Origin of the sequence: Burkholderia sp. MSh2, from assembly GCF_000731655.1 — a bacterium.
Taxonomy (GTDB): Bacteria; Pseudomonadota; Gammaproteobacteria; order Burkholderiales; family Burkholderiaceae; genus Burkholderia; species Burkholderia paludis.
In genome coordinates this window covers 34,100-56,493 of record NZ_JPGM01000045.1, presented here as the reverse complement: position 1 = coordinate 56,493, position 22,394 = coordinate 34,100, and the positions used below count along the sequence as shown (strand labels likewise).

The 22,394-nt window shown below is 67.2% G+C and carries 20 protein-coding genes; 5 read left to right on the top strand and 15 right to left on the bottom strand.

Annotation, left to right across the window (positions count from 1 at the left end):
• Window positions 1-33: 33 nt before the first annotated feature.
• Window positions 34-1,227 carry a urate hydroxylase PuuD gene (locus GQ57_RS26550; RefSeq protein WP_031399320.1) on the bottom strand — a complete coding sequence of 398 codons (1,194 nt, stop codon included), beginning with the start codon at window positions 1,225-1,227 and terminating at the stop codon, window positions 34-36.
• A gap of 54 nt (window positions 1,228-1,281) precedes the next feature.
• Entirely contained in the window at window positions 1,282-1,635 is a 354-nt protein-coding gene (gene uraH / locus GQ57_RS26545; RefSeq protein WP_031399319.1) for a hydroxyisourate hydrolase, read from the bottom strand.
• A 522-nt stretch (window positions 1,636-2,157) separates the two neighbouring features.
• On the opposite strand from uraH, the gene GQ57_RS26540 reads away from it, so the two are divergent.
• Complete coding sequence (locus GQ57_RS26540; RefSeq protein ID WP_034199459.1) at window positions 2,158-3,570, top strand: 8-oxoguanine deaminase; 1,413 nt, start codon at window positions 2,158-2,160, stop codon at window positions 3,568-3,570.
• An 84-nt stretch (window positions 3,571-3,654) separates the two neighbouring features.
• Here GQ57_RS26540 and GQ57_RS26535 read toward each other — a convergent pair whose 3' ends face one another.
• Both GQ57_RS26535 and GQ57_RS26530 read right to left on the bottom strand, forming a co-directional pair.
• The gene (locus GQ57_RS26535) at window positions 3,655-4,584 is read right to left on the bottom strand and encodes a LysR substrate-binding domain-containing protein (protein ID WP_006402708.1); all 930 of its coding nucleotides are present in this window, start codon (window positions 4,582-4,584) and stop codon (window positions 3,655-3,657) included.
• A 227-nt stretch (window positions 4,585-4,811) separates the two neighbouring features.
• Window positions 4,812-5,021: a dodecin gene (locus GQ57_RS26530; protein WP_034199458.1), complete on the bottom strand. Its 210-nt coding sequence runs from the start codon at window positions 5,019-5,021 to the stop codon at window positions 4,812-4,814.
• A 136-nt stretch (window positions 5,022-5,157) separates the two neighbouring features.
• Here GQ57_RS26530 and GQ57_RS26525 point away from each other — a divergent pair, with 136 nt between their 5' ends.
• On the top strand, window positions 5,158-6,051 hold the full coding sequence (locus tag GQ57_RS26525; RefSeq protein ID WP_034199457.1) for an NAD(P)-dependent oxidoreductase: 894 nt from the start codon (window positions 5,158-5,160) through the stop codon (window positions 6,049-6,051).
• Window positions 6,052-6,117: 66 nt separating this feature from the next.
• Here GQ57_RS26525 and GQ57_RS26520 read toward each other — a convergent pair whose 3' ends face one another.
• From GQ57_RS26520 to GQ57_RS26505, 4 genes are all read right to left on the bottom strand, one after another.
• The gene (locus tag GQ57_RS26520; RefSeq protein WP_027784713.1) at window positions 6,118-6,564 is read right to left on the bottom strand and encodes a hypothetical protein; all 447 of its coding nucleotides are present in this window, start codon (window positions 6,562-6,564) and stop codon (window positions 6,118-6,120) included.
• 329 nt (window positions 6,565-6,893) lie between these two features.
• A complete protein-coding gene (gene mscL / locus GQ57_RS26515) occupies window positions 6,894-7,325 on the bottom strand; it encodes a large conductance mechanosensitive channel protein MscL (protein ID WP_006487991.1) in 432 nt (143 codons plus the stop codon).
• A 225-nt stretch (window positions 7,326-7,550) separates the two neighbouring features.
• Window positions 7,551-8,723, bottom strand: coding sequence for a tetratricopeptide repeat protein (locus tag GQ57_RS26510; protein WP_034199456.1), 1,173 nt, complete (start codon window positions 8,721-8,723; stop codon window positions 7,551-7,553).
• Window positions 8,724-8,812: 89 nt separating this feature from the next.
• Window positions 8,813-9,493, bottom strand: a complete 681-nt coding sequence (locus GQ57_RS26505) for a PspA/IM30 family protein (protein WP_031399315.1) — start codon at window positions 9,491-9,493, stop codon at window positions 8,813-8,815.
• A gap of 442 nt (window positions 9,494-9,935) precedes the next feature.
• Between GQ57_RS26505 and GQ57_RS26500 the strand changes: the two genes are divergently transcribed.
• Complete coding sequence (locus GQ57_RS26500) at window positions 9,936-12,458, top strand: penicillin-binding protein 1A (RefSeq protein WP_031399314.1); 2,523 nt, start codon at window positions 9,936-9,938, stop codon at window positions 12,456-12,458.
• Window positions 12,459-12,814: 356 nt separating this feature from the next.
• On the opposite strand, the gene GQ57_RS26495 is transcribed toward GQ57_RS26500, so the two are convergent.
• From GQ57_RS26495 to mfd, 6 genes are all read right to left on the bottom strand, one after another.
• On the bottom strand, window positions 12,815-13,192 hold the full coding sequence (locus GQ57_RS26495; protein ID WP_034199455.1) for a hypothetical protein: 378 nt from the start codon (window positions 13,190-13,192) through the stop codon (window positions 12,815-12,817).
• Window positions 13,193-13,268: 76 nt separating this feature from the next.
• The gene (locus GQ57_RS42110) at window positions 13,269-13,601 is read right to left on the bottom strand and encodes a hypothetical protein (protein WP_152603358.1); all 333 of its coding nucleotides are present in this window, start codon (window positions 13,599-13,601) and stop codon (window positions 13,269-13,271) included.
• A gap of 308 nt (window positions 13,602-13,909) precedes the next feature.
• Window positions 13,910-14,380 (bottom strand): DUF3574 domain-containing protein, encoded by a 471-nt coding sequence (locus tag GQ57_RS26490; protein ID WP_081896777.1) that lies wholly within the window; start codon window positions 14,378-14,380, stop codon window positions 13,910-13,912.
• A 143-nt stretch (window positions 14,381-14,523) separates the two neighbouring features.
• Window positions 14,524-15,543, bottom strand: coding sequence for a threonine/serine dehydratase (locus tag GQ57_RS26485; protein ID WP_034199454.1), 1,020 nt, complete (start codon window positions 15,541-15,543; stop codon window positions 14,524-14,526).
• 60 nt (window positions 15,544-15,603) lie between these two features.
• Window positions 15,604-16,824 carry an acetylornithine deacetylase gene (gene argE, locus GQ57_RS26480; protein WP_031399310.1) on the bottom strand — a complete coding sequence of 407 codons (1,221 nt, stop codon included), beginning with the start codon at window positions 16,822-16,824 and terminating at the stop codon, window positions 15,604-15,606.
• Between the two features lie 94 nt (window positions 16,825-16,918).
• Complete coding sequence (gene mfd / locus GQ57_RS26475; protein WP_031399309.1) at window positions 16,919-20,389, bottom strand: transcription-repair coupling factor; 3,471 nt, start codon at window positions 20,387-20,389, stop codon at window positions 16,919-16,921.
• Window positions 20,390-20,496: 107 nt separating this feature from the next.
• Here mfd and ispD point away from each other — a divergent pair, with 107 nt between their 5' ends.
• Entirely contained in the window at window positions 20,497-21,207 is a 711-nt protein-coding gene (ispD, locus tag GQ57_RS26470) for a 2-C-methyl-D-erythritol 4-phosphate cytidylyltransferase (protein ID WP_034199453.1), read from the top strand.
• Window positions 21,208-21,235: 28 nt separating this feature from the next.
• Entirely contained in the window at window positions 21,236-21,721 is a 486-nt protein-coding gene (gene ispF / locus GQ57_RS26465) for a 2-C-methyl-D-erythritol 2,4-cyclodiphosphate synthase (protein WP_031399307.1), read from the top strand.
• Window positions 21,722-21,855: 134 nt separating this feature from the next.
• On the opposite strand, the gene GQ57_RS26460 is transcribed toward ispF, so the two are convergent.
• Window positions 21,856-22,383, bottom strand: coding sequence for a carboxymuconolactone decarboxylase family protein (locus GQ57_RS26460; protein WP_031399306.1), 528 nt, complete (start codon window positions 22,381-22,383; stop codon window positions 21,856-21,858).
• Between the last annotated feature and the right edge of the window lie 11 nt (window positions 22,384-22,394).

Below are 22,394 nucleotides of genomic sequence, written 5' to 3'. Positions count from 1 at the left end.
TCGCGCCGGAACTCAACGCCGGCGCGTCGCGGCTCACTTGACCGCGCCACCCTCGAACCAGGCGGCGAGCCTGGTCCGCTCGTCGTCGGTCATGTGCGTGACGTTGCCGATCGGCATCGCCTTCAGGCGCACGGCCTGCTCGTAGATACGCTGCGCGTTCTTCGACACTTCGTCCGGCGTGTCGAACATCACGCCCGCGGGGGCGCTGCCCATCAGCGTCGGCTTCGACGAGTGGCACGCGACGCAGCGTTGCTGCAGGACCGGCATGATGTCGTTGATCACGATCTTCGGCGCGTTGGCCGCTTGCGCTTCCGGCGCGACCGGCTTGGGCATCGTCCACACCAGCGCGCCCGACAGCAGCGCCACGCCGCCGATCGGCAGGTACCACAGCTGCTTGCCGCGATGGCGCATCACGAAGAACTGGCGGATCAGCGCGCCGGCCAGCATGATCAGCACGAGCACGACCCAGTTGAACTTGTTCGTGTAGGTCATCGCATAGTGGTTCGACAGCATCGCGAACACCACCGGCAGCGTGAAGTAGGTGTTGTGCACCGAGCGCTGCTTGCCGCGCTTGCCGTAGATCGGGTTCGGCTCCTCGCCCTTGAGCATCTTGTCGACCATCTTGCGCTGGCCGGGGATGATCACGAAGAACACGTTCGCCGACATGATCGTCGCGAGCATCGCGCCGACGATCAGGTAGGCGGCGCGGCCCGAGAAGATGTGGCACGCGAGGTACGCCGCGATGACGACGTAGAGGCCGACGCAAATGCCGAGCACGCGATCGTTGGTGCCGAGGATGCGGCACAGCGAGTCGTAGACGATCCAGCCGGCCATCAGGAAGCCGAGCGCGGACGCGACGGCGACCACCGGGCCCATGTCGAGCACGCTCTTGTCGATCAGGTAGGTGTTCGGCGCGAGCAGGTACAGCACGAAGAACAACGAGAAGCCCGACAGCCACGTCGTGTACGACGGCCACTTCGACCAGTGCAGGTCGTCCGGCATTTCCGGCGGGGCGACGGTGTACTTCTGCATGTTGTAGAAACCGCCGCCGTGGACGTGCCACAGTTCGCCGAACACCCCGCGCTTGCGCTGGTTCGGGTCGGTCGGCGGTTTCAGGCTGTTGTCGAGTGCGACGAAATAGAACGACTCGCCGATCCACGCGATCGCGACGATGACGTGCAGCCATCGCAGCGCGAGGTTCAGCCAGTCGGTGATGAAGCCTTCCATGAAACTCCTCCAGACTCAGATCGTTTGTCTTTGATGCAGGCGCCGATACGGATGTCAGCTGCCGCGATAGGTGCTGTACGACCACGGCGACACGAGCAGCGGCACGTGGTAGTGCGATGTCGCGTCGGCGATGCCGAAGCGAAGCACGACGCGATCGACGAAGCGGGGTTCGGGCACCTTCACGCCGAGCGATGCGAAGTAGTCGCCGGCATGGAACACCAGCTCGTATTCGCCGGCGGCAAGCGCGGCGCCTTCGAGCAGCGGTTCGTCGCAGCGGCCGTCGCTATTGGTCAGGACGGTCTTGATCGCACGGCGCGATTCGCCGTCCAGTGCGTAGAGGTCCACCTTGAGGGCGGCGCCGGGACGACCGTGCGCCGTATCGAGTACGTGGGTAGTGAGCTTTCCCATTCGCAATTGTCCTTGTGTGAATGCGAGGTTCGGCGGCGGCCCGATCCATTGACTGTGCGGCGGATCGAGGCTCCACGTCACGTGGCTACATACCCGTCGGCGAGATTGAAGCGAGCGCCGTGCAGGCATTGTAAAAAGGTTCCCTGCGCAAATACGGGCGCGATATCAAAGATAATGCGCCGCGCATGAGCGGCTGTCGACGGCCCGTCAGGGCCGGTTTCCGGCCGGCGCTCCGGGCCTGTTTCCGGGGTCCGGTGCCGCGCTGCGCGGCATACCATATCGAAATCCTGAGGGACGGTATTGCGGATCGCGCATTGTGTGCGGCGCGCGCTTGGGCGATCCTCCCGCCGTGTGCGTCGGCCCGTGGGCCGCGCGTACCCCGAAGACGGCGAGCACGCCGGGTAACCGGGCCAGGGCGTTCGAACGGACGCAGGCACCGGGGCGTGCCGCGATTCAGCGTTCGAACGACAGTGTGAACGCTCCCGGGATCGGCTCCCGGGGGCAGACCGACGCGGAGAACGCATGAACCTCGAGCAGCACGCCGGCGCACGCGCGCCGAACCCGTCCCCATCCCGCCCGACGACCCTGCTGGTCAAGCACGCCGACGTGCTCGTGACCATGGACGACACGCGCCGTGAACTGCGCGACGCGGGGCTCTACATCGAAGACAACCGGATCGTCGCGGTCGGCCCGAGCGCCGAGCTGCCCGACACGGCCGACGAAGTGCTCGACCTGCGCGGCCACCTCGTGATCCCCGGGCTCGTGAACACGCATCACCACATGTACCAGAGCCTCACGCGCGCGGTGCCGGCCGCGCAGAATGCCGAACTGTTCGGCTGGCTCACGAACCTCTACCGGATCTGGGCGCACCTGACGCCCGAGATGATCGAGGTGTCGACGCTGACCGCGATGGCCGAGCTGCTGCAATCGGGCTGCACGACGTCGAGCGATCATCTGTACATCTACCCGAACGGCAGCCGGCTCGACGACAGCATCGGCGCCGCGCAGCGGATCGGCATGCGTTTCCACGCGAGCCGCGGCGCGATGAGCGTCGGCCGGCGCGACGGCGGGCTGCCGCCCGATTCGGTCGTCGAGCGCGAACCCGACATCCTGCGCGACACGCAGCGCCTGATCGAGACCTATCACGACGACGGCCGCTACGCGATGCTGCGTGTCGTGGTGGCGCCATGCTCGCCGTTCTCGGTGAGCCGCGAGCTGATGCGCGACGCGGCCGTGCTGGCGCGCGAGTACGGCGTGTCGCTGCACACGCACCTCGCGGAGAACGTCAACGACATCGCGTACAGCCGCGAGAAGTTCGGGATGACGCCGGCCGAATACGCGGAAGATCTCGGCTGGGTCGGCCACGACGTGTGGCATGCGCACTGCGTGCAGCTCGACGATGCGGGCATCGGCCTGTTCGCGCGCACCGGCACGGGCGTCGCGCACTGCCCGTGTTCCAACATGCGGCTCGCATCGGGTATCGCGCCGGTGAAGAAGATGCGGCTCGCGGGCGTGCCGGTCGGCCTCGGCGTCGACGGTTCCGCATCGAACGACGGCGCGCAGATGGTCGCCGAAGTGCGCCAGGCGCTGCTGTTGCAGCGGGTCGGGTTCGGGCCCGATGCGATGACCGCGCGCGAGGCGCTCGAGATCGCGACGCTCGGCGGCGCGAAGGTGCTGAACCGCGACGACATCGGCGCATTGAAGCCCGGCATGGCCGCGGATTTCGCCGCGTTCGACCTGCGCCAGCCGTTGTTCGCGGGCGCGCTGCACGATCCGGTCGCGGCACTGGTGTTCTGCGCGCCGTCGCAGACGGCGTACACGGTGGTGAACGGAAAGGTCGTGGTGCGGGAAGGGCGGCTGGCGACGCTCGATCTGCCGCCCGTCATCGCGCGTCACAACGCGCTCGCGCAGGCACTGGTCGACGCGTCGCGCTGAAGGAGCCGGATGCCGTCCGGCGGCCGCCTGGCGAGGCGTGCCGCCGCTGTCGCCGCGCCGCGACGGCACGGCCGGCGGGCGCCGTTACGGCTCGATCAGCGTGCGGGTGGCTTCGGCGACGAGGCCGCGCAGCCAGCGCACTTCGTCGGAGTAGTGGCAGCGCTCGTGCCACAGCTGGTAGTACTGCATCGGCGGGAAGTCGAGCGGCGCCGGCACGACCGACAGCGGCAGGAACTTCGCATAGTGATCGGCGAACAGGCGCGTCGTCGTGAAGATCAGGTCGGACTTCACGAGCACGTAGGGCGCCAGGTTGAAGTACGGCAGCGTGACGACCACGTGGCGCTTGAGCCGTTCGCGCGCGAGATGCACGTCGATTGCGCCGCGCTGGCCGACCGAGTACGGCGTCGGCGCGAGATGCGGCGCGTTCAGGTACTGGTCGAGCGTGAGCCCGCCGCGCTTCGCGAACGGGTGCGTGTTGCTCATCAGGCAGACGATTTCGTCGACGAACAGGTTCGACAGGTGCAACTGCTCGGGCGGCTCCGGCCAGTTGCCGACGACGATGTCGAGCTTGCCGTCCTCCAGCGCGAGTTCGTAGTCGAACGCGGGGCCGAGCGAGTGGAACTCGAGCGTCGCGTTCGGCGCGGCCTGGCGGAAGCGCTCGACGACGGTCGGCACGAACAGCACGTTCAGGTAGTCGGGGCAGCCGATCCGGTAGCAGCGGATCGACGTGGCCGGGTCGAAGTTGTGCTGCTGGAACTTGATGCGCTCGATTTCGCGCAGGGCGTTCTGCACGGGCTCGAGCAGGCGCAGCCCGTATTCGGTCGGCACCATGCCGGATTTGCCGCGCACCAGCAGCGGATCGCCGGTGATGTCGCGCAGGCGCCGCAGCGCGGCGCTGATCGCCGGCTGCGACTGGTTCAGCTTGACGGCCGCGCGCGTGACGCTGCGCTCCATCAACAGGGTGTGCAGGACGCGCAAGAGGTACGTGTCGATCGCCTCTCGTTGCTGACTCATGGTATCTCCGTTTATATGTCCAGGCTGATCGAGGGGTACTGTGGGTATATCGTTTTTAATATGGACGAAAAGCAGCGTCAAGAGATGGATACCCGCAGACGCCCGCCGGCCGGGCCGCGGCAAGGGGCCTGGACGGTGCGGAAAGAGGAGGGCGGCGCCGGGCGGAGGCGCGTTGCGCGGATCCGGCTCGCGGCGCGTGGTGCGCAGTGCGCGGTGCGGTGTGCGCGTCAGTCGTCGATGCGCATGCCGACCTTCAGCGTGACCTGCCAGTGAACGACCTGGTCGCCCTCGATGTGGCCGCGCGTCTCGGTCACCTGGAACCAGTGCAGGTTGTGCAGGGTCTTGCCGGCCTTCGAGATCGCGTTGCGGATGGCGTCGTCGCTCGATTGCCGCGACGAGCCGGTCAGTTCGATCATCTTGTAGACGTGCTCGCTCATGATGCACTCCCTGGGATATCGATGCGGGTCGCCGGCGCGCAGCGCGGCTTGCGCAGCGGCGCCGCGCGTGCCCGGCTTCTTGAGTGATAGGTATGATGGGCGGCGAGTGCAACCCATATCGGAGACGAGGAACATCGTGGAAGTCGGATTTTGCGGACCGGGATTGATGGGCGCGCCGATGATTCGGCATTTGCTGGCGGCCGGGCATCGAGTCAGCGTGTGGAACCGCTCGCGCGACAAGGCGGAGGCGCTCGCGAAGGACGGCGCGCAGGTGGCCGGCACGCCGCGCGAGCTGGCGGAGCGCGTCGACACCGTATTCGTATGCGTGCTCGACGGGCGCGCGGTCGGCGACGTCGTGTTCGGCGAGCACGGGCTGCTCTCCGGCGATGCCGCTGCGCGGCGCCTGCTGCGCATCGTCGATCATTCGAGCATTCCGCCTGCCGCGACGCGCGACTACGCGGCGCGCGCGGCAGCGCTCGGCGCGGGCTGGGTCGATGCGCCCGTATCGGGCGGCGTGCCGGGCGCGCAGGCCGGCACGCTCGCGGTGATGGCCGGCGGCCGCGCGGCCGATCTCGACGCGGTGAGGCCGCTGATCGGCACGTACGCGTCGCGCATCACGCACATGGGCGACGCGGGCGCGGGCCAGACGGCGAAGCTGTGCAACCAGGCGATCGTCACCGCGACGGTGACGGCGATCGCCGAGGCCGTCGGTCTGGCGCAGGCGAGCGGCATCGACGCCGCGCGCCTGGCCGAGGCGCTCGCCGGCGGCTGGGCCGACTCGGTGCTGCTGCAGACGTTCGTGCCGCGCATGACGTCGGGCGGTCATGCGCCGATCGGCGCGCTCGGTACGTTCCAGAAGGACGTCGATGCGATCGCCGATGCCGCGCGCGACACGGGCGCCGTGATGCCCGTGTCGGCCACCGTCCAGCAGGTGCTGCGCCTGGGCGCCGCGCAAGGGCTCGCCGGCGCGGATTTCGCCGCGTTCATCGACATCGTGCGGCCCGGCAACGGGCGTCAGCCGGCGGCGTGACGGGCAAGCGGGGGGCGTGAATGGCAGATGGGCCGCCCTCGGGCGGCCCATCGGATGGCTGGCGGATCAGCCGAGCGAGCGGGGTGTCGTGTCGCCGGCGTTCTGGCGGCCGAGGCCGCCGCGCAGGCTCGCTTTCGTTCCCGCACCAAACTCGGGCAGGATGCGCGCACGCGCGCGGCTCGCGAACACGAGGAAGCCGAAACCGTTCGCTTCGTACCAGTACCCGCCGTTCTCGAGGCCGTCCAGCGGCTGCTCGAGCGCGTTGGCGATCGATTCGATGCAGCGCTTGCGCAGTTCGGCGATGGCCGGATAGGGCGGCTGGGCGCCGCGCACGCTGCACAGGAGCACGTCGAGGCCGGGCAGCACGTGCGCGTAGAGGACGGGTTCGTCCTGCGCGCGGGCGCGGGCAATCTTGGTGTCGAGCTGGGCAAACGGTTTCGAGTGGCGCAATACCGCGAGGAATGACTCCTGGCCATCCTGCTGGGCCCGCCGACGTTTTTTCGGGAAGGACATAAACACTCGCCTCAAAAACAATTGCAAGAAATGCGGCATTTTCATGCGACCCACTCCCGGCTATGTACGCCGCATGTCGATCCTTTATAGCACACGAAAATGTTGCATTCGTGCAGTACGACGATCAATGTCTCCCGTCGACCTGCTCGCCATGATCGACACAGCCAGCGTCTTGGCGCCCGTACTGTCGTTTAGTCTCCATCATAGACCTGCTTTCCCCGCACGTGCATTCGCTCGTCACAAAAAAGTGGGATGGGCCGCATGCGGCGGCGCACCGCGCAACAAAAAGGCCCGCACGAGGCGGGCCTGGCGGGCGGGGTGCCTGGCGCTCAGCGCTGCTTGAGCGAATCGCGGATCTCGCGCAGCAGCACGGTGTCTTCCGGCGTGGCGGCCGGCGCGGCTTCTTCCGGCTTGCGCAGCTTGTTGATGAATTTCACCATCAGGAAAATGATGAAGGCCAGGATGACGAAATTGATCGCCACGGTGATGAACGAGCCGTAACCGAACGCGGCGACGCCTGCGGCCTGCAGGTCCTTGAACGAATCGGGATTACCCTTGAACGTCGGGGGGATGGTGCCGAGCAGAACGAACTTGTTCGAGAAATCCAGACCGCCCGTCAGCACGCCGATCACCGGCATGATGAGGTCTTTCACGACCGAGTCGACGATCTTCGAGAACGCGCCGCCGATGATCACGCCGACGGCGAGATCCATGACGTTGCCCTTGACGGCGAATTCCTTGAATTCCTTGATGATGCTCATGAGCGGCTTTCTCCTGGTTGAGGCGAGAGGAGGCGTGCCGCGACGCGGGCGAATGCAAAGCGTCGAATGAGGGTCGGTGGCACGCCGATGGCCGCATGATAGCGAACGCTCCCCGTTGCCGGTAGCCCATCTTGAAATGATTGACAAATCCGCGCGGCGGCGCGGCCGGTCGGACAGGGGAGCGTGGCGTGCGTGGCGCAGCGCGGGTCGCCGCGCCGCATTGCGTCAGGTGTTGTCGTCGGTCCAGCCGTCGTCGTTGCTGCCGAGATCCATGCCGCCGCCGCTGTTGCCGTCGCTCCAGTTCGAAGCGTCGCCGCGGCCGAGGTCGAAGCCCGGATCGGCGTCCTGCCGGCGGCGCTCGCCGTCGACGATCACGTCGCGCTCGACCACGCGCTCGCGGCCGCCCGACATCGCCTCGCCGAGCAACACGCCGGTCAGCAGTCCGCCCATGCCGCCGCCGAAACCGCCGCCGCCTTGCTGGATCACGACGGGCTGCTGCTGTTGCGGGTAGGGCTGCGGCGGATACGGCTGGCCTTGCGCGCCCGTCATGCGATCCGCTTCCTGCGCGTACACGGAGCCGCTGCCGTTCGGGCCGTTCGCCGGCGCTGCCGGCTGCGCGGCCGGGTCGGGCCGGCCTTCGACGCGCGCCTTCACGCTCGCATGGCGCTGTTCGAGTTCGTCGACGCGATACGGCGGCACCGGATTCTTGCCGTTCGACAGCGTTTCGACGAGCGTGCGTGCGTCGGCCTCGATCGCGTCGAGTTCGCCCGTGAGCGCGGCGACGCCCGGCGCCGTCGACAGCTTCGCGTCGAGCTTCAGCGGACGGATGTCGTTCAGCACGTCGGTGGCGCGTTTGAGTTGCGTGCGGCGTTCGTCGTCGGCGCGGCCGTCGTCGGCCGTGCGGGCGCGCCGCAGCGTCCAGCGCAGTACCAGCGCGATTATCGCGACGATCAGCCCGAGGCCGATCCACATGCCTGTCGACGGGCCGTGTTTTTCGGCCGGCGCGACGGCGGGTGCGAGCGACGACTGCACCGTGCCGGCCTGTGCGGCAGACGGTGCGTTGCCGCCGACGCGCGCGGCGTCGGCGCGGATGCGCGATTCCGTCTGCGCGAAACGCGACGGGTCGGTGAACTTCAGTTGCGGATCGAGCGACTTCGCGCGCTGCAGTTGCGTCAGCGCGTCGGACGCACGGCCTTCGCGGTCCAGCACCTGCGCATACAGGTAGCGCGCGTGCGCGTTGTTCGGATGGGCGTCGATGACTTGCGACAGCTGCGTGTCGGCTTGCTGCCAGTTGCGCTGCGCGATCGATTGCTCGACCTGCTGCAGCGACGGGACCGCAAACGCGGCGGACGACAGCAACATCAGCGAGAGGCCGAGTGCGGCGAGGGATTTCTTCATGGTCGAACCGGGCGCAGGCGCCCGTCTCCTGGCGATCGGTTCGCGCCGCACGCCCGGGCGGGCGGCGGCGCGGTTGCCCGCGGTTGGCGTTACTGCGCGGGCGTGTCGAGCTGCTTCTTCAGTGCGGCGAGGCGATCCTCGACCGACGGGCCCTTGTTCAGCGCGGCGAGCTTGTCGTCGAGCGCCTTGCCGCTCGACGTGTCGGCCGAGTTCAGGCGTGCGTCCGAGCGCGCGTTCTGCAGCGCGACCTTGTCCTCGAGCTTCTGGAAATCCTCGGACAGGTTCTTGCCGCCGATGCCGCCCAGCGCGCTTGCCGCGACGTCCTTCGCCTGCGCGATTTCCTGCTTGGCCTGCAGGATGTTCGAGCGCGCGTTCAGGTCGTTGCGGCGCTGGCGCATCTCGGCGATCTGCCCCTTCAGCTTGTCGACCGACGGCTCGAGCGTCGTCAGTTCGGCCGCGAGCGCATCGCGCTCGGCTTCCGCGTTCGACTGCGCGGCGAGCGCCTCGCGTGCGAGCGCTTCGTCGCCGGCCTGCAGCGCGCGCTTCGCGCCGTCCTCGTACTTCTTCACCTTGTCGTCGGCCGCATCGCGCTTGCTGCGCTGGGTCGCGACCTGTGCCTCGATCTCGATCAGCGAATTCTCGGCACGGCCGATGCTGTCGTCGAGCTCCCGCACGATCTGACGTGCGTCGCGCGACGGATCCTGTACCGAATCGGCCGCGTCGTTCAGCAGGCCCTTGATCGTGCGCGAAACAGAGTCGAAAAGCGACATGAAATCCTCCGTGATTGAAAGGCGCCGCGTGACGGCGGCAGTGCCTGTTGCGGGCCGGTTCCGACCCGCATGAGCCGGCGGATATTACACCACCGGATCACTTAAATACGGCTTAAACGCGGGAGTTCAAGCGGCGTGCGCATCGGGATGTCAACCTTTCGCGCCTGAAAGAAAAATGCCCGCGCCCGCGATGTCGCGTGTCCATGATAGGCCGGGGAGGCGGACAATACGTTCCGCAAATCACGGCAATGCGGGAATTTTTACAAAAAATCGCGAAGGCACGCGGTCGATTTCATTAAAATGCGCTGTCACGTCGCGGGAACGGATCGCCGCGCGGCGGGGTCTGTCGACGTGACAGCCGCATCACGAAGCACCTGCTCTGATTCATTCGCTTGCGTTTCCGCATGCGTCCGAGGGCGCCACGACCGCCCGCCATTCCGACATGCCAATTATCAAACGACCGCCTTCATCTTCCGACAGGAACGAACCCCACTACTCGCTGCGCCGTTCGCCGTCCGGAGCCTATTACCCCGATGACGACGAGCACGACCGTCGCGACGACCGCCAGGCCCGGCGCAGCGGCGACGGAGGGCGCCGCCGCTCGTTCGGCTCGCGCGTCGCGCTGTGGTTCGCCGGCCTGTTCGTGACGCTGGCGATCGTCGGTGCGCTGATCGTCGGCTACGCGCTGGTCGTGATGGCGCCGCAGTTGCCGTCGCTCGATGCGCTGACCAACTACCAGCCGAAGGTGCCGCTGCGCGTGTTCACGGCCGATCATGTGCTGATCGGCGAGTTCGGCGAGGAGCGCCGCAGCCTCGTGCGCTTCCAGGACATTCCCGACGTGATGAAGAAGGCCGTGCTCGCGATCGAGGACTACCGCTTCTACGAGCACGGCGGCGTCGATTTCCTCGGCATCCTGCGGGCGGGCGTCGCCGACCTGATGCACGGCGGCGCGCGCCAGGGCGCGAGCACGATCACGATGCAGGTCGCGCGCAACTTCTTCCTGTCGAGCGAGAAGACCTACACGCGCAAGATTTACGAAATGCTGCTCGCGTACAAGATCGAGAAGGCGCTGACGAAGGACCAGATCCTCGAGCTGTACATGAACCAGATCTATCTCGGCCAGCGCTCGTACGGCTTCGCCGCCGCCGCGCGCGTGTATTTCGGCAAGGACCTGAAGGACATCACGCTCGCGGAAGCGGCGATGCTCGCGGGGCTGCCGAAGGCGCCGTCCGCGTATAACCCGGTCGTCAATCCGAAGCGTGCGAAGGTGCGCCAGGAATACATCCTGAAGCGCATGCTCGAGGTCGGCTACATCACGCAGCCGCAGTACGACGCGGCCGTGAAGGAAGAGATCCACGTGCGCACGCCGGGCAACCAGTACGCGGTGCACGGCGAGTACGTCGCCGAGATGGTGCGGCAGATGATGTACCAGCAATACAAGGACGAAACCTATACGCGCGGGCTGACCGTCACGACGACGATCAACTCGTCCGACCAGGAATCCGCATACCAGGCCGTGCGGCGCGGCATTCTCGACTACGAGCGCCGCCACGGCTATCGCGGGCCGGAAGCGTCGATCCAGCTGCCCGCGGCCGGCGACGACCGCGACGAGGCGATCGACGACGCGCTTGCCGATCACCCGGACAACGGCGACCTGCAGTCGGCGGTGGTGCTGTCGGCGTCGCCGAACGCGGTCGAGGTGCAGTTCGTCGGCGGCGCGACCACGACGATCGGCCCGGCCGGGCTGCGCTTCGTGGCGGCCGCGCTCGGGTCCCGCGCGAACGACACGCTGCGCATCAAGCCGGGCTCGATCGTGCGCGTGCTGAAGGACGGCAAGACGGGCTGGCAGGTCGTGCAGCTGCCGCAGGTCGAGGGCGCGCTCGTCGCGATCGCGCCGCAGGACGGCGCGATCCGCTCGCTCGTCGGCGGCTTCGACTTCAACAAGAGCAAGTTCAACCACGTGACGCAGGCGTGGCGGCAGCCGGGCTCGTCGTTCAAGCCGTTCATCTACTCGGCGTCGCTCGACAAGGGCATGGGGCCGGCGACGATGATCAACGACGCGCCGCTGTACTTCCCGCCGAGCGTGCCGGGCGGCACCGCGTGGGAGCCGAAGGACGACGACCAGCCGGACGGCCCGATGACGATGCGCACCGGCCTGCAGCGTTCGAAGAACCTCGTGTCGATCCGGATCCTCGCGTCGATCGGCACGCAGTATGCGCAGCAGTACGTGACGCAGCGCTTCGGGTTCGATCCCGCGAAGACGCCGCCGTACCTGCCGATGGCGCTCGGCGCGGGCCTCGTCACGCCGCTGCAGCTCGCGACCGGCTACGCGGTGTTCGCGAACGGCGGCTACAAGGTCGATCCGTACCTGATCGCCGAAGTCGACGACGCGCACGGCCAGCCGCTGCAGAAGTCGCAGCCGGTGATCGCGGGCAGCACGGCGCCGCGCACGATCGAAGGCCGCAACGCGTACGTGATGAACAGCCTGCTGCATTCGGTCGCGACGGCCGGCACGGGTGCGGGCACCAACGTACTGGGCCGCAGCGACCTGCAGGGCAAGACGGGTACGACGAACGACGCGAAGGACGGCTGGTTCGCCGGCTATCAGCAGTCGCTCGTCGCGGTCGCGTGGATGGGCTTCGACCAGCCGAAGAGCCTGGGCAGTCGCGAATTCGGCGCGCAGCTCGCGTTGCCGATCTGGGTGAACTACATGCGCACCGCGCTGAACGGCGTGCCCGAGCAGCAGATGCCGATGCCGGACGGCCTGACGTCGATCGACGGCGAGCTGTACTACGCCGATCGCACGCCGGGCAACGGGTTCGTCGCGAACGTCGACATCAACCCGGCCGAGAACGCGATCAGCGCGAACGACGCACTCGGCTCGACCGGTGCGGCGGGGCTTGCGCCGCCGCCTGTCACGCCGCAGGAGAAGCAGCAGATCATGGACATGTTCGAGAACAAGTAAGCGGTACGCCGCTGTTCATGCATGCGACGGGCGCCTTCGGGCGCCCGTTTTTTGTGTGCTCGGCATGGGCGGACTCCTGCGGGGGTAAGTCCCGCCATAAGTTGGTCACAACGAACGAAGTCTTGCGCTGGGCTTGCTCAGCCCTCGTACGAAAGAGCGATTGCTGAATCGACATGATCAGCCAGGCAAATTATCGAAGCTGGATTACTTTGAATTTCACGAGGCAATCGGCATATCGACTTTCCGGCGCGTTGTCGGGATGCGCTACTTTCCCTTGTTGCTCGTTATTCTTCGATGCTTGTCAGTATGACTCGAGACAATTCGCATCGTCGAGCGTCCCATGTTCGCCCGTGCAGTTAGCGCTTTGACTGGTCCTGACGCCGCAAGTAAAGATAGTCGCTACAAACCAGGCCGAATATGCAGGGAAGCGTGACAGCGCATATCCATCCGTTCCGACCGGCGGCCAGGGCAATCAGTGACAACCCAAGATTGAGGATGACGGCCTGCATTGAGAGCCAGCGGGGATAGTAGGGCAATCGATCGTAACCGGATTGCCCGCAGATGCGGGTCAGGCGCCCGACAATGAATGCCCCGACAAAGCAAGTCGCACAGAACACGAGATATTTGGCGGCTCGATTTTGAGCAAGCATCAGAAATGCAACGATACTCACTAACTGCGCGGCGAACAGACGCGCAATAGTCACTTCGAGAAAGCGCCTGACAGGGATCAGCATGAGATATCGAAAATAATGATTGATTCGATACGGCGAGATTCCGCTAGTTTTTCCGGGAATCGGCTATTTCCATCAACTACAGGCTGCTCGTCGCTTCCCACAGCTGCTCAAACGAGACACCACGAGGGAAAAAGTACGACCAACCGTAGTCTTGAATGCGATCAAGTACGTAGGCGCCGGTCAATCCGCCAACAGTCGGGCCATATAACATGCCGACTGCGCCGCCGATAATCGCTCCGCCCACCGTGCCGACTCCTGGAACGATGGATCCAACCGCAGCGCCAATTCCGGCGCCGACTTCCGCCCCTATATATTGTCCAGCAACGGTTCCGGCTACGCCGCCAGCCACGGTCCCGGCAAGACCGGCCCCCGATACTCTCATCACATCCTGACTACTCAGTACTTTCATTATTCAGGACTCCGATTTGAAATTGTTGGAAGAACCGGTCACTTAAAGACGTGATCGGCGCGAATGATAATGAATCGCATTTGCATCCATGTCAACATCGCCGATTTATCTCATAAATCAGGTGTCTTTTGTCGTCTGCAATTACTGCTCTCCGACGACGTCGATTCCGTAGCCTCGCGGTATAAGAGTGTGTCCGAGTGCACGCCTGATATCCGCTGGCCGCGCTTTCCGGTGAGTGGGGTCAACATCGCCGTTGCTCGCGGCTGGGCGTCAGTAGCCCGCCTGCATTTTTGCGACCGGAGGCTGAATCAGAACGACGCGCAGGCCGGCACGAGCGTGATGCCGACCGACTCCTGATGGAAGCGCTGCACGTACGCTTGCCGGATCGCGGTGAGCCGTGCGCGCGTGTCGGGCGTATCGTCGGCGAGGATACGGATCACGAAGCTGTCTTCGTGCGTGATCGCGCCGCTCGCGCGGTCGCGCCACTGGCCGTGCGTATCCCAGTAGGTGAGGCCATCGGGGAAGCGCGGCGTGACCGTGTCGGCGAGGAAGGCCGCGCGCTCCGCGTCGGTGACGGCGCCGCGCCCGGCGATGTCGCGCCCGAACAGGAGGTCGGCCTGCAACATGCGGTGCTCGCCCGGCTGCGTGCAGGCCGGCTGCGCGCCGGCGACGGGCGAGGGCGGCGCCGCGCAACCGGCGAGCAGCGCGATCGCGAGGGCGCCGAGCACCGGCCGCACGCGGGGGCGCCGCGTCGCGGCGCGTGCGCCCTGTGACCGCATCTGCCCAATTTGCGACGATCGACCTTCGCGCCCGCAAAACGCTGCGCGCTCAAACACTTGCGTGTTTGTCCGGCGGGTTATCAACAGGGCTGTCAACATAATCTGGGGATAACCCTAGGTCGGTGCGCCGGCGCCCGGCGCGTTCAGTGCTGCAACGTCGCGTGCGCGAGATGCATGCCGAGGGTGGCGGGGTCGGTGTTCGTGCCCGACAGCAGCACGCCGACGCGCCTGCCCTGCAGCGTCTCGCGCAGCGGGCCGAGCAGCGCGGCGAGCGCGGCCGCGCAAGCCGGCTCGACCGACAGTTTCAGGTGCGAGAACAGGAACAGCATCGCGGCGCGCAGCGCGTCGTCGGACACGGTGACGATGCGGTCGACGTGGCGCCGGCACAGCTGGTAGCTGTATTCCTCGGTATGCGGCGCCATCAGCGAATCGGCGATCGTCTGCATCGCGCTCATCCGGATCGTGTGATTCGCCGCGAAGCTGCGGCTCATCGCGTCGGCACCTTCCGGCTCGACGCCGTACACGTGCACGCGCGGATTCGCGAGCCGCAGCGCGGTCGCCATGCCGGCCGCGAGCCCGCCGCCGCCGATCGGCACGATCACCGCGTCGAGGTCGGGCGTCTGTGTCGCCCATTCGTAGCCGAGCGTCGCGGTGCCGAGGATCGTGTGATAGCCGTTGAACGGATGGATGAAGAAGCGGCCTTCCTCCGCCTCGATCCGTCGGACGAGATCGAATGCCTGCGACGCGCTGGCCGCCAGCACGACTTCCGCGCGGTACCGCTTGCATTGCGCGATGCGCGACGGGCTTGCGGTATGGAACATCACGACTTTTGCGCTGCTGCCGAGCCGCATTGCCGCATATGCGACGGCCGCCGCGTGGTTGCCGGCCGACACGCAGGTCACGCCGGCGTTCCTGCGCGCCTCGTCGAGCGCGAGCAGATGCGTGAATGCGCCGCGCGCCTTGAAGCTGCCGCTCGCCTGCAGCAGCTCGAACTTGAAGTTGACGTGCGTGCCCTCGAGGGACGGCAGGTCGGCGCGCTCGAAGACGGGCGTGCGTGCGACCCACGGCGACAACGCGAAATGCTGCGCGGCGATGTCGTCGAGCGTCGGGATCGGCTCGCCGTCGATCGTCGGATGGGCCGTGCCCTGTTGTTCAGTCGACATGACGTGGCGGGTGGCGGAGTGGGCCGGCCCGCACACGCGGGCCGGCGTGGCGGGAGGCAGTCAGTGAGCGTCGACCGACATGCTGCGGATGAACTTGCGCAGGAACTGCTCGCAGCCGGCGAGCTGCGCAAGCTCGACGTATTCGTTCGGCTTGTGCGCCTGCTCGATGTTGCCGGGCCCGCACACGACGCTCGGGACGCCCGCGCGTTCGAACAGGCCGGCCTCGGTGCCGTACGCGACCTTGCGCTTGTCCTGGTCGGCGGTCAGCGCGCGCACGAGCTGCGTGATCGCGGCCTGCTCGGTCGCATCGAGGCCCGGCGCCGCGGCGATCTTCGAGAATTCGATGGCGGCGTTCGGATGCTCGCGGCGCATCTGCGGCAGCAGCGTTTCCTGCGCATACGCTTCGATGCGCGTGAAGATCTGCTCCGGATCGAGCGTGGGCAGGTTGCGGAACTCGAAATCGAACCGGCATTCGGCCGGCACCGTGTTGATCGCGTTGCCGCCCTGGATCGTGCTCGTCTGCGCCGTGGTGAACGGCACGTCGTACAGCGCGTCGAACGGGCCTTCCGCGCGGAAGCGGTCGGCGATGTCGCGGATGTGGCAGATCAGGCGCGCCGCATACTCGATCGCGTTCAGCCCCTTCGGCGTCAGCGACGAATGCGCCGCGTGGCCGCGCACGCAGCAGCGGTACGCGTTGATGCCCTTGTGCGCAATGATCGGACGCATGCTGGTGGGCTCGCCGACGATGCAGCCCGACGGCTGCACGCCGCGCTTGACCAGGTCGGCGATCATCAGCGGCGCGCCGGCGCAGCCGATCTCCTCGTCGTAGGACAGCGCGAAATGGATCGGCTGCGCGAGCTTCGTCGCCTGCATCTCGGGCAGCAGTGCGAGCGCCGTGCCGATGAAGCCCTTCATGTCGCAGGTGCCGCGGCCGTACAGGCGGCCGTCGCGGATTTCCGGTGCGAACGGGTTGCTGTCCCATTGCTGGCCGTCGACCGGCACGACGTCGGTGTGCCCCGACAGCACGATGCCGCCGTTCGTCGAGCCGTCGTGCGCGGGCACGGTCGCAAACAGGTTGGCCCAGCCTTCGCGCGAATCGTGCGTGATGGTCGAGACGATGCCCTTCGCGGCCAGCGCGTCGCGCACCGTTTCGATCAGGCCGAGATTCGGCACGCGGCTCGTCGTGTCCATCGACACCAGTTGCTTGATCCAGGGCAGGCTGACGAGCGGCGCGTCGCCTTGGGCGGCGGCGGACGACGCCGTCGCGTCGAGAGTGGACATGGCGGAACTCCGTCTGATGAATGGGAAAATCATACTCAAAAACGCTTCGCCGCGCCTGCCGCGGGCGCGACGCACCGCAGCATCGCCGCGACCGTCAGCGCGCCGCGGCGGCCGCGCCCTGCCTGGGGCCGAGCGCGCGCAGCGTTTCCTTGATCGTCGATACGCGGATCGCGAGATCGGGCGAGCGTGTCTCGATGCGCAGCTTGTCCTGGCCCGCGAGCTTGATGTGCCGGTGCTTCTGCACCATCTCGATGATCCGCATCGGATCGATCGGCGGGTTCGGCTCGAACTGCAGCCCGATCGCAACCTCGCTCGCGTCGATCTTCACGATGCCGAGCGGCTTCGCGGCGATCCGCAGGCGGTGCGTCTCGACGAGCGCGTGCGCCTGCGGCGGCAGCTTGCCGAAGCGGTCGATCAGTTCTTCCTGGATGCCGTCGATCGCGTCGCCATGCTCGCAGTTCGCGAGGCGCTTGTACAGCGACAGCCGCTCCTGCACGTCCGCGCAGTAGTCGGCCGGCAGGATCGCGGGCGCATGCAGGTTGATTTCCGTCGTCGCGGCGAGCGGGGCGGTGAGGTCGGGCTCCTTGCCGTTCTTCAGCGCCTTCACCGCGTCGTTCAGCATGTCCGTATAGAGCTGGAAGCCGATCTCGTGGATTTCGCCCGACTGCTTGTCGCCGAGCACCTCGCCGGTGCCGCGGATCTCGAGGTCGTGCATCGCGAGATAGAAGCCCGAGCCCAGCTCCTCCATCTGCTGGATCGCCTCGAGGCGACGCTGCGCCTGCTTGGTCAGGGCCTGCGGATCGTGCACGAGCAGGTACGCGTACGCCTGGTGGTGCGAACGGCCGACGCGGCCGCGCAACTGGTGGAGCTGCGCGAGGCCGAACTTGTCCGAGCGATGCATGATGATCGTGTTCGCGCTCGGCACGTCGATGCCGGTCTCGATGATCGTCGTGCACAGCAGTACGTTCGCGCGCTGCGCGACGAAATCGCGCATCACGCGCTCGAGCTCGCGCTCGTGCATCTGGCCGTGCGCGATCGCGATGCGCGCCTCGGGCACCAGTTCCTCGAGCATCGCCCTGCGGTTCTCGATCGTCTCGACCTCGTTGTGCAGGAAGTAGACCTGGCCGCCGCGCTTCAGCTCGCGCAGCATCGCCTCGCGGATCACGCTTTCCTCCTCGCGGCGCACGAAGGTCTTGATCGCGAGCCGCTTCTGCGGCGCGGTGGCGATGACCGAGAAATCGCGCAAGCCTTCGAGCGCCATCCCGAGCGTGCGCGGGATCGGCGTCGCGGTGAGCGTCAGCACGTCGACTTCCGCGCGCAGCGCCTTCAGCGCTTCCTTCTGGCGCACGCCGAAGCGGTGTTCCTCGTCGATGATCACGAGGCCGAGGCGCTTGAACTGCACGTCCGACGACAGCAGCTTGTGCGTGCCGATCACGATGTCGACGCTGCCTTCGTTGATCTGCGCGATCGCCGCATTCACTTCCTTCGTGGTCTTGAAGCGCGACAGCTCGACGATCCGCACCGGCCAGTCCGCGAAGCGGTCGGCGAAGGTCTGCGTGTGCTGCTCGGCGAGCAGCGTGGTCGGCGACAGCAGCGCGACCTGCTTGCCGCCCAGCACCGCGATGAACGCGGCGCGCAGCGCGACCTCGGTCTTGCCGAAGCCGACGTCGCCGCACACGAGGCGGTCCATCGGCTTGCCGCTCGTCATGTCGCCGATCACGGCCGCGATCGCGGCGGCCTGGTCGGGCGTTTCCTCGAAACCGAAGCTCTCCGCGAACTTCACGTAGTCGCGCGGGTCGAGCGAGAACGCGTGGCCCTCGCGCGCCGCGCGCCGCGCATACAGGTTCAGCAGCTCGGCCGCCGTGTCGCGGATCTGCTGCGCGGCCTTGCGCTTCGCACGCTCCCACTGGCCGGAGCCGAGCGCGTGCAGCGGCGCGCTGTCGGGATCGGCGCCGCTGTAGCGTGAGATCACGTGCAGTTGCGCGACCGGCACGTAGAGCTTGCTGTCGCCCGAGTATTCGAGATGCAGGAATTCGGTCTCGCCTTCGCCGAGATCCATCGACACGAGGCCCATGTAGCGGCCGATGCCGTGCTGCGCGTGGACGACCGGATCGCCGACCTTCAGCTCCGACAGGTCGCGCACCATCGCGTCGACATTGCTGGCCTGTTCCTGCCGGCGGCGGCCCGCGCGGCGGCCGAGTGCGCCGTACAGCTCGGTTTCGGTGACGATCGCGTAGCCTTCGCCCGGCACCGCGAAGCCGTTCGACAGCGGCGCGACGCCGAGCGCGAAGCGTTCGTCGCTCGCGAGCCAGCCCGCGAAATGGTCGTTCGACGCCGGGCGCAGATGGTGATCGGCGAGCAGTTGCAGGATCGTTTCGCGGCGGCCGGCCGATTCGACCGTCAGCAGCACGCGCTTGCCCGACGATTCGACGAACGAGCGCAGCGACGCGAGCGGATCGTCCGCATGGCGGTCGACGGTGAGCTCGGGCAGCGCCGTCGCCCAGCCGCCGGCCGGCTGCGCGGGCAGCGCGACGCGCGCGAACGGCTTCGAGAGGGCGAAGAAGTCCTCGTCGGACAGGAACAGCCGCTGCGGCTCGAGGATCGGCCGCTCGCGGTCGTGCGCGAGGAACGCGTGGCGCTGCTTCGTGTCGGCCGTGAAGCGGCGGATCGACGCTTCGAGATCGCCGGTGAACACGAGGTGCGCGTCCTGCGGCAGGTAGTGGAACAGCGTCGCGGTTTCGTCGAAGAACAGCGGCAGGTAGTACTCGATGCCGGCCGACGGCACGCCGTTGCCGATGTCCTTGTAGATCGGCGCGCGGCTCGGGTCGCCCTCGAAAGTCTCGCGCCAGCGGCTGCGGAAGGCCGTGCGCGCGGCTTCGTCGAACGGAAACTCGCGACCGGGCAGGAGCCGCACGTCGCGCACCGGGTAGAGGCTGCGCTGCGTGTCGGGGTCGAACGCGCGGATCGAGTCGACCTGGTCGTCGAACAGGTCGATCCGGTACGGCAGCGGCGAGCCCATCGGGTACAGGTCGATCAGCGAGCCGCGCACGCAGTATTCGCCGGGCCGCACGACCTGGCTCACATGCTCGTAGCCGGCCAGCGTGAGCTGCGCCTTCAGCTTCGCTTCGTCGAGCCGCTCGCCCTGCGCGAAGGCGAACGTGTATGCCGCCATGAACGACGCGGGCGGCATCCGGTACAGCGCGGTGGTCGCGGGCACGAGCAGGATGTCGCAGCGGCCCTCGCCGAGATCGTGGAGCGTCGCGAGACGCTCGGAGACGAGATCCTGGTGCGGCGAGAACGTGTCGTACGGCAGCGTTTCCCAGTCCGGCAGCAGGCGCACGCGCGCGTCGGGGGAGAAGTAGCGGATTTCCTGCGAGAGCCGCTGCGCGTCGACCGCGTTCGCGCAGATCACCGCGAGCAGCGGCACGGCCTGGCGGTTGTCGGCGAGATAACGGGCGATGGCGAGCGCGTCGGCGGAACCATGCGCGCCGTCGAAGGCGAAGCGCTGGCCGGGCTTGACGCGGGCAACGGGCGAGGCGGACGGGGTGAAAGCGTTATCTGGCATAGGGACGACAGGGGTGGCGTGCACGGGCGCATCGCGGTGCGCCGGTCGGGACGAAAGACCTATTATAAAATCCGCTTCTCGATTTCATCTTTCCGGCGTTTCCCTTCGTGACTTCCCGACTCTTCGCCCTGATTCCCTGTGCCGGTACGGGCAGCCGCTCCGGCTCGGCCGTGCCGAAGCAATACCGCACGCTGGCCGGCCGCGCGCTGCTGCATTACACGCTTGCCGCGTTCGACGCGTGCAGCGAATTTGCCCAGACGCTCGTCGTGCTCGCGCCCGACGATACCCATTTCGACGCGCGCCGCTTCGCGGGGCTGCGCTTCGCGGTGCGCCGCTGCGGCGGCGGTTCGCGGCAGGCGTCGGTGCTGAACGGATTGCTCGAACTGGGCGAATTCGGCGCGACCGATCTCGACTGGGTGCTCGTGCACGACGCCGCGCGCCCCGGCATCACGCCGGAGCTGATCCGCACGCTGGTCGCGACGCTGAAGGACGACCCGGTCGGCGGCATCGTCGCACTGCCGGTGGCCGATACGCTCAAGCGCGTGCCGGCCGGCGGCGACGCGATCGCGCGCACCGAGTCGCGCGATGCGCTGTGGCAGGCGCAGACGCCGCAGATGTTCCGCATCGGCATGCTGCGCGAGGCGATCCTGCGCGCGCAGCGCGAAGGGCACGACCTGACCGACGAGGCGAGCGCGATCGAATGGGCCGGCCATACGCCGCGCGTCGTGCAGGGCAGCCTTCGCAACTTCAAGGTGACGTATCCGGAAGATTTCGCGCTCGCGGAGGCGATCCTCGGGCGCGCCGCGGACGCTTCCTGACTTTTCCCCCATTTCAATCGGAACACGCATGGATTTCAGAATCGGACAAGGCTACGACGTGCATCAGCTCGTCGAGGGGCGCCCCCTCATCATCGGCGGCGTGACGATTCCTTACGAGCGCGGTCTGCTCGGCCACTCGGACGCGGACGTGCTGCTGCACGCGATCACCGACGCGCTGTTCGGCGCGGCGGCGCTCGGCGACATCGGCCGTCATTTCTCCGATACAGACGCGGCCTTCAAGGGCGCGGACAGCCGCGTGCTGCTGCGCGAATGCGCCGTGCGCATCAAGGCGGCCGGCTTTACGATCCGTAACGTCGACAGCACCGTGATCGCCCAGGCGCCGAAACTCGCGCCGCATATCGACGGGATGCGCGCGAACATCGCGGCCGATCTCGGGTTGCCGCTCGATCGCGTGAACGTGAAGGCGAAGACCAACGAGAAGCTCGGCTATCTCGGCCGCGGCGAGGGGATCGAGGCGCAGGCCGCGGCGTTGCTGGTGAAGCAGGACGGCTGACGCCCGGTCGCGGCGGCGCGCGGTTCCCGCCGCGCGCCGCGCCGTAGAAACGACAATGCCACGCGGATGCGTGGCATTGTCGTTTGAGGCGGAGGCCGCCGCCGGCATGGCGGCCGGCCGGGCGGCATTGCCGCTTATTCGCCTTCGGCGGCGATCACCTGGGCGGCGGCGTTGATCACCGACGCGATGCGGCCGACGTCGCGCAACTGCGTGACGGTCATCCCTTGTTCGTTCTTCAGCAGCGCATAGTGCGACTTCACGCAGAAATGGCACTTGCCCACGATCGACGCGGCGAGCGCGTACATCTCGAACTTGCGCTTGTCGACGCCGCCGTGCGTCGCATACGCGCCCATCCGCAGCTCGGCGCGTTGCGTCTTCAGGTCGGCGTCGTCGGCCATCTCGACATACGGATACCAGGTGTTGTTCATCCCCATCAGCGCGGCCGCCGTCAGCACGGCGTTCGTCTCTTCGGGCGACAGCACGCCGGCTTCGCGGATCGTCTTGATGAGCACCGGGCTTTTCGCCGCGATTGCCGCCGCCAGCGCGACGCCGACCGCGTCGGTGCCTTCGAGCGACGAGCGCGAGATGGTGCCGTCGAGGTTCAGGCGAATGTCCTTCGCATAGTCGGGAATACGTGCCTTAATCGAGTCGATGAATTCCATTGATATCTCCT